This is a genomic window from uncultured Microbulbifer sp., from assembly GCF_947489355.1.
Classification (GTDB): Bacteria; Pseudomonadota; Gammaproteobacteria; order Pseudomonadales; family Cellvibrionaceae; genus Microbulbifer.
Window position 1 is genome coordinate 32,933 of sequence record NZ_CANLDD010000043.1, and the last position, 7,462, is coordinate 40,394.

Annotated in this window: 4 protein-coding genes and 1 riboswitch; of the genes, 1 reads left to right on the forward strand and 3 read right to left on the reverse strand. The window is 46.7% G+C overall.

The window, feature by feature from the left end; genetic code table 11:
- Nucleotides 1–35: 35 nt before the first annotated feature.
- From Q1A48_RS15610 to Q1A48_RS15620, 3 genes are all read right to left on the reverse strand, one after another.
- Nucleotides 36–1,889, reverse strand: coding sequence for a TonB-dependent receptor (locus tag Q1A48_RS15610; RefSeq protein ID WP_299946707.1), 1,854 nt, complete (start codon nt 1,887–1,889; stop codon nt 36–38).
- Between the two features lie 103 nt (nt 1,890–1,992).
- Nucleotides 1,993–2,141, reverse strand: a riboswitch (cobalamin riboswitch).
- Nucleotides 2,142–2,526: 385 nt separating this feature from the next.
- A complete protein-coding gene (locus Q1A48_RS15615; protein ID WP_299946709.1) occupies nt 2,527–3,843 on the reverse strand; it encodes a hypothetical protein in 1,317 nt (438 codons plus the stop codon).
- Between the two features lie 24 nt (nt 3,844–3,867).
- Entirely contained in the window at nt 3,868–5,508 is a 1,641-nt protein-coding gene (locus tag Q1A48_RS15620) for an AMP-binding protein (protein ID WP_299946711.1), read from the reverse strand.
- Nucleotides 5,509–7,041: 1,533 nt separating this feature from the next.
- On the opposite strand from Q1A48_RS15620, the gene Q1A48_RS15625 reads away from it, so the two are divergent.
- Nucleotides 7,042–7,320 carry a hypothetical protein gene (locus tag Q1A48_RS15625; protein ID WP_299946713.1) on the forward strand — a complete coding sequence of 93 codons (279 nt, stop codon included), beginning with the start codon at nt 7,042–7,044 and terminating at the stop codon, nt 7,318–7,320.
- Nucleotides 7,321–7,462 lie beyond the last annotated feature (142 nt).

Here is a 7,462-nt window from a genome sequence, read left to right on the forward strand (position 1 = left end):
TCACCTCAGTTCGAAAAACTATTTAAGAAGCCATATTAGAAACTGAATTCCACACCGGCATAACCGGCAGGCCCTGCTGTGTTATACCCCGGCACTTCCTCGTAGTCTTCATCGGTAAGATTTTCTCCACGAATGTATACAGTGGTAACGTTATTCAACTGGTAACGCACACCGGCATCCAACACTTGGTAATCATCCATGGAGGAACCGTCTGTATCTATTGCACCGGCACTGGAGCGCAGATTCATCACCAGACTGAGTGTGCTGGTCGGCTTGTAGGTAAAGCCAAGATTGGCCAGGTGTTCCGGGCGGCGCGGACGAGGGGAGTCATCCGCCTCTTCGGTATCGGTATAAGTGTAATTTGCAGAAAGTAACAGGGAGTCAGTCAACTGGGTTTCGGTTATCAACTCAACTCCACGGGATTTGCTTTTTCCATGGCTTTGCAGGTAACCATACACATCCCCGTCCCAGCCAATTTCATTTTCAATGACCTGGTTAAACAGCACAATCTCAAGATGTAGCGCATTTTCATCGAAGTACTCGACACCAATATCCAAGCCCCGGCTCTCTTCCGGCGATAGTGTTGGCAGTTCTAGTGGCTCAAAAGTCAACCAATCAGTTGCGGTAGCGTTGTGGTTAACCTCATACAGACTGGGAGCGCGGAAGCCGGTACCATAGCTGGCCTTAAGCTTAAATGTACCACCTGCCACCTGTCCAAACAGGTAAGCAGAGCTGGCCCGGAAACTGTTATGGCTACCGAAATCTGAGCTGTCATCATGGCGAAATCCCAAGGTGACAAATGCCTGATCGGCATAGTTTCCCTGATACTCAGAGTACAGGGCCCACTGATCCCGATCTGCCTCCCCCATAGTGTCCTTGCGCTGCTCCACTCCATAGAGCATTGAGTGATTGTTGGAAAAGTCATGGGAACCGATGAGATTTAGCTTTTTAGCATCTCCCTCAGTATGGGAGGGGCCCCATCCAGAAACGTAAGTACGACTCGTATCGGAGTGTGTATAAGACAACTCCTGTTGCCCAATCTCACCTTTATGGGCCAAGCTGACTCGCGCACTCTCTTGGCTATACTCAAATGTACAGTCATCCAATATTTCCGGCCCGCCACAGCGATCATACTCTCCCGTGGCATCAGTATCCCGCACTACCGCTTCCACTCGCCATTGCTCCGACAGATTCCACCCAGCACGACCGTGCAGAGTCTCATTATCGTAGCCATCATCATCTTTAAATTCGGTATCGTCACTGCTCGTATTAAAGCCGTCGGTCTCCGCCTTTGCTGAGGACACAAAGTAATCCAGTGTATCATTACCACCGCTGGCGCTGGCGTTGTAGCGCTGGGAGTCGTAGCTGCCGCTCTCAGCGGAAACCTCAAAACGCTGGCTCTCCTCCTCACGCCGTGTCGAGATATCGAGCACGCCGCCTGCATCCGCACCATAGAGCATACCTTGTGGGCCGCGCAGTAACTCAACACGCTGTAGGTTACTGCTCATAATATGTGCAATATGGGCACCACCCTGGGGGTTTGAAGGGTCAGAGATATCGATACCATCAATCTGCACCAGGGTTCTGAAGCCAGACTCACCCCTCACCTGCAAGTAGGTTGTCTTGCCCATACCGCCGTTATTGGAAACGGAAACCGACGGCACGCTGCGCAAGACATCAGCCAGGGAGGCCAATCCCCGTGCTTTTAGCTGTTGTTCATCCAGCACCGTCACCGAGGTGGCAACCCTGCGCAGTGGCTCACTTTGCCGAGAGCTCACAACGACCACGGTTTCCAGGGCAGGAATGGATGATTCGCTATCGGTGGAATTACCAAAAACTGGTGCGCTGGCGGCTGACAATACAGCCCAGCTCAATATAGATTTATTCAAGTTTCAACCCCTAAGGACAAAAGCACATGGGATCGAGGGAGGAATAGCAATGCGGCACGCATAAGCGTGGTAGGTCGTATTGCAAGATGGCAGCCCTCCGCTCCATCGTGGTTCGAATAGAGGCCGGTATCGGGCTTACCGCTTATAGTTCAAGCGGATCACCGTTGCGGGGGCAGCGCCGGAATTCCGGACTTCCCGTTTAACCTTCCCAGCCAACTTTAGGCAGAAGGCACCTCTGATCGTGGTCGCGAAACTAGTGGAAAAGCACTGAAAAGTCAACATAAGCCAAAAATAAGACGACTATAAAGAGAGAAATCAACTGATAGGAAGGTGAACAAAGCTTGATGAATAGTAGGGAGCATTGATAGATTAGCCCTCAAGGTAGTGAGACCAGTATTCGCCAGGGTGATCCTTTACAGCGCACTTGAGGTGAAAAAGGAAAAACATTGTCGTCAAAACCATCAAGAAAAGACAATTGATTGAGGTGATTCCAGCTCTATCGAGCAAAGGAGGCTTTTGATATCGCGTTTATGCAGGTAAATTTACGGTCTGGGATTTTGCACGACTTCAGATACAAAAACGGTAGTAAAGTCTTATCATAGCTGGTGTTTAAAACAATCCAATACACCCATTAAGGTCAAGAATCCCAGATCGCCCCATAGGCGGGGATTCCCTGTAATTCCATTTCGTAAACTACTTTCTGGGTGAGGGGCTGATTGGCAATACAGATAACCGCTTCTGCATTAGTTGCTCGAACAGCATTTTGTGCCAACTTAACAAGGTCAGATTTGCCACGGCTACTGGTATCCCATATTAAGGCATCAGGTACAGCACCCAGCACTTCATCAACAAGTTCGTCGCCATAGGTTTTACGAGGACTGCGGGTTGACCAGATTAAACTGGCGGGCACTTTTTTTGCCAACAGATGGGGTAAGCAGGGGCCAATCCCACTGCCGGTGGCTATATATACTACCTTTCTAAATAATACCTCAATATTGGCCACGCCTGCTGTTGGAATTCCTTTTGTCCAAACTTGCTTTGGCTTGTCATCGATAAATCTGCCTGTCCAATCTCCAGATCGGGAGATTGTCAGCCGAAATCCATCCTCACTTGGTGCAGGCACATTGGCAAATGAATGCCATTCCAGTAAAGGGTTTCGGCTGATGGCGGTGGAGGAGCCTGCAAAAGGTGTCACACCATGATCAAAACGGGTCAGAGCAACATGAGGAGAAGGAGAAACAATATTAATCTTCACCTTTTTTAGCCGTAGCCAAGGTAGGATCACACTGAACGTTATGATGCAAAGACCCCAGAAGGAGGTGCTCCGGATAAGATCAGAGAAACTACCGGCAAGCAGGTAAGTTTGAACCCAAAAAAGAATGAGTACAGACCAACCGCCAAATCGATGCACCCACTCAAACTGGTTATGGATACGACGCCGAACTGATGGCAACGCCATGGCAACAATAAGCACAAGTACTGCCATAAGTAAAAATGCCACCAACACAAGGTTTTTGGGTGTGTTTGACAGCGGATTGTTTTGCTGATAGATCAGCCCTGCCAAAAAAACAGCATACCAGAGTGTTCCAGCCACAGCGCTGCCGCTGTGCAACCCTCCAAAATGGTATACTTTGGCCAGACTCCATCGGATCCAGAGTGGCCAACTGACTGGGGCTCTGGTTGCAACCCAAAAGAAAAAGTTGATAATATATTGCTGACGCACCAATACAGCAACAACGAAATTGGCCAAAACCAAATCTAATAGCACAGATAAATCAGTGCCCTGTTTCGGCCACCAACCTGTCTGAGTTAATCCATGCCATAATATCCCAACATTAACAGTAAACACCAAAAAAAACAGGCGATTATAATGTTCAAGATAACGATGCCGCAGGATTCTCAGAAACAAACTTGGTTTTCCATCTAAAGTGAGCTTTTCTACCACTGCATCCATAATACTGTCTCTCCTGCTCCTTTCTTATGAAGAATAATGCACTGTTTTTTTATGAACCTGATCCATTAATGCCTGCTTGTCAATCTTGCCCCTGTCTGTCACTGGAAACTCAGAAAGAGCAATGATAGTTGAAGGTAAACAGTAATATGGCAGTCTTGCACCAATGGTATCCATACAGTTTTGAGTATCAACACTAAGGGGTGTAACAAATGTCACCAGTTTTTCATTACTTATTTTCAATGTTACTGCCTGCTGGCACCCTTTGACGGATTCAGTAACGGTAGAAATTGAGTCCAGCTCAACTCGAAAACCTTTTATCTTTACTTGGTCGTCTGTTCGTCCCCAATGCTCCAAATCACCATTTTCATTCCAACGCCCCAGATCACGAGTTCTGAACATCATTCCACCATTGGCAATGAAAGGATCTGGCTGATATCGCTCCCTGGTCAATTCTATATTATTAATATAACCAGCTGTAACGCCTTTCCCTCCCACCCAGATTTCTCCTATACTACCGATCGAACATGGCCGAAGGTGCTCATCAAGCAAATACACCGTGTTATTTGGCGTAGGTTTACCGATAGTAAGCGAATATGGATAAGAAAAATAAAGCTGTGCGGTATTAATAATAGTTGTTTCTGTTGGCCCATAACTATTGATGAATTGACACTTGGCCGCCCACTGCTCAGCAAGGGGTTTTGGACAGGGCTCTCCTGCTACTGCTACGGTTTTCGTTGAATGACAGAGTGTGGAATCAATTTTTGACAGAATACTTGGAGTGGCGATGATCACATCACACTGCCGGGCAACTTCTGTAAAATCGGTATCTCTGATCATCAGCGTGCCACCATGAGCCAGACAACCCAATATTTCCCATGCTGCCATATCGAAGGCAATGTTCAGTAATTGAGACACTTTGTATCCCGACTTAATTCCTAAATTTCCTGGCCTAGACAGCAAAATATTACACACATTGCCATGGGTAACCTGGACGCCATTAGGAGTACCTGTGGTGCCGGAAGTAAACAAAATAAAACAATTGTTGTTGGGATTGACCTTTGTTACGCACATTTTCGTTGAGATATTGCTTTTCCAACTGCCAGAACTTCTGTGCAAATCGTCAATGGCCAAAATCGTATGATTGACAGAGGATGGTATTTTCTCGATAAGGTGTGACAGAGTTAAATACACCCTGATTCCGGCTACACCCATAACCTTTAACAAAATTGACTTTGGAGTTATTCTAACGTCTTGTGGAACATAAGCAGCTCCAGTTTTTAATATCGCAAGAATACCAACTAACATATAAATTGATCGCTCCAAAAATAAACCTACATTATCACCAGGCCCCACACCTAACTTATTCAATTGCACTGCAAGATAACTAGCCTGCCGACTCAATTCTCCGTAGGTTATCTGCAGATTTCTGTGTTTTGCAGCAATAGCGCCTCCCTGCTTTATGGTTTGATATTCAATGGCCTGATGGATCATTTGATACGGAATTTTCACATCCGGACCTTTAGCATAAGCTTCGAACTTTTCCTGATCAGCTTGCGAGAGATTACTCAAGACAGTTTTATTAAAAATTTGATTTTTTTCGGCTTCCTTAATAGACTGATCTATATATGCTGAAATATGCTGGGATTTATGCTTTTTTATTCCCATTATTTATTCTCCAGGGCACATCTGAAAGTTGTAGTTTTTCGACTTAAGCACCTTATAAATACGAGAATGAAACATATTGAGGCACTCAGGAATAGTTTTTACAGCTATCCTCAAAATTAGTTTCATGGAGAACTATGATATATGGCGCCACCCACGAAGAATCCCTTTTCAGCGGTTTTTTTTCCGTGATCTGCTCCTCATTTATCCAGCCAAGAGCTAGTACTTTCTCACTAGATAATCAGCAAGCCTTATTGTTGTTAACGTTAACTGTAAAAATTTTGACTTTACCCAAAAGACTCCATACGAACAGTTCATAACCTGATTAGTAACTTATTTTAGAACTTTTTTGATTTTATTTTATTCAGCCAATTTTTTATGTACAGGAAAGAATAAAAATCTAAAGCGGAAAACGCCTCAAGGATGACGTCGATGTAGATTGCCACAAAGGGATTTTTTACGGCGATACGATATCTATGCGGAGTGGATGCCTTGACATTTTCGTGATGTTACGGTCGGCATACATGTAGCCACCAGATAGTCATGCTACATACTAGTAAAGCAGAAGAAAAGAATACCCCTCTCCCAGGACACGCTGTGAATACATCCTTGTATGCTCGTAATCGGCATCCATGCCTCATACGATCCTGGGAGAGGGGTATTCTTTTCTTCTGACCCGGCAGTAAGCGACTATACATAACACTATTGCGGCATTTGTAAATTTGCTGTATTTCCCTGCATCAGACACCGTCTTGGGGTGGAATCTAACAACAATTAAAGCAATATCCGTGTTGGGAAAGTACAGTATTACAATTCGATCTTATTGAGCTACTGACCATCAGAGAGGGGACATAACATCCCTCAATACACAGACAATCTTCGCTGGCCGGAACTGGGTGTAGTTGGTGGAAAATACCAGCGGCTTTACCAAGCTCGGCGTCAATTAAGAACTGGATTACGCCCTTATCGACAAGATCAATGTTCTCGCCCGCCTACGCTACAGCGCTGACGAGAACTCCTGTACCTGGCTGACATTGGGCATCAGTTTCCGCAATCTACGCATGGGAGTGGAGGAAATGATTATCTCCGCCGCCGACAACCACAACGTGAGAGAGAAACTGTGCGAAGCCAGCGACGAGTGCGTGTATCCACCAGCCGCCTGGTTGGGAAATATCATTTTAGCGAGCGGGCGATGGCGTTTTGCCCTACTCCAACAGTCATAAGTTCGGAAGTTTAGATCCACTCAACCTGATCAAAGTCGATACACCAGCCGAACCGGAAGGGGTGAAAAATATTGAACTGGGAATGATACGACCTGCTCGACAGCCTGCGCGTACGGCTCAGCTATTTCGATATGATTGTGGACAATCGCCAGCGCAGTGTCGAGAGCAAACCACCGGGCTCCGCCAACGCCCTGCCGTAGATGATCAACGACAACCAGTAATTTACCGGTTTCGAAGTCACCGTCGATTGGCTGCCACCAGACACTCTGCGCCTGCGCCTAGGCCTGGTGGCGATCCGTGACCAGGAATCCCTGTGGAACACTTCTACGCCACCGAGAGCAAACTGCAACAGAGCCTGGATAAGTCCAGGGCCAACACCGCCTATATCTTAACCATAGACTGGGCACCGGTCATAAACGGCCGCCTGTCGTGGCAGAGTGGCAACTGCTTGTTAGTATTGTCGGTTCGAAACCTGCTCGACAACGGGTGCGCAGCCATTCCCAGCGGTCGCACGCTGCATGTGTTTGGCACACCCTATACGAGGGTTTTTGAACTCAGCACCATAAGTGCGGAGGTGCGTGACAACTTCTGACCTTGACAAAGTGGGAGCCGTGCGGCTCCTCTGAGCCAATCTTCTATTCCTGCCTTCTTGCAGTTTGTAGTGGTCAACTTTTACCGGACAGTAAGTTAAGATTTTCTTCCGCCTTTGCAGGTGGTATACCATCGTTGTGCTG

Excerpts from the sequence above, each read along its gene's own strand:
- Q1A48_RS15615 (WP_299946709.1), bottom strand. The coding sequence starts at position 3,843 with ATGGATGCAGTGGTAGAAAAGCTCACTTTAGATGGAAAACCAAGTTTG.
- Q1A48_RS15620 (WP_299946711.1), bottom strand. The coding sequence starts at position 5,508 with ATGGGAATAAAAAAGCATAAATCCCAGCATATTTCAGCATATATAGAT.